General features: G+C 55.7%; 1 rRNA gene. It reads right to left on the reverse strand.

Annotated elements, in window-relative coordinates:
• A 23S ribosomal RNA gene (locus tag J0A68_RS22770) occupies window positions 1-255 on the reverse strand; the annotation flags it as partial.

Genomic DNA, 255 nt, shown 5'->3' on the forward strand with positions numbered 1-255 from the left:
GGGGGAGATCAGCCTGTTATCCCCAGCGTACCTTTTATCCTTTGAGCGACGGCCCTTCCATTCAGAACCGCCGGATCACTATACCCGTGTTTCCACCCTGCTCGGCTTGTCGGCCTTACAGTCAAGCTCCCTTATGCTATTGCACTCCACGTACGGTTACCAAGCGTACTGAGGGAACCTTTGGAAGCCTCCGTTATCCTTTTGGAGGCGACCACCCCAGTCAAACTACCCACCAAGCAATGTCCCCGACACGCG

This window comes from Algoriphagus oliviformis, assembly GCF_017254915.1.
Taxonomy (GTDB): Bacteria; Bacteroidota; Bacteroidia; order Cytophagales; family Cyclobacteriaceae; genus Algoriphagus; species Algoriphagus oliviformis.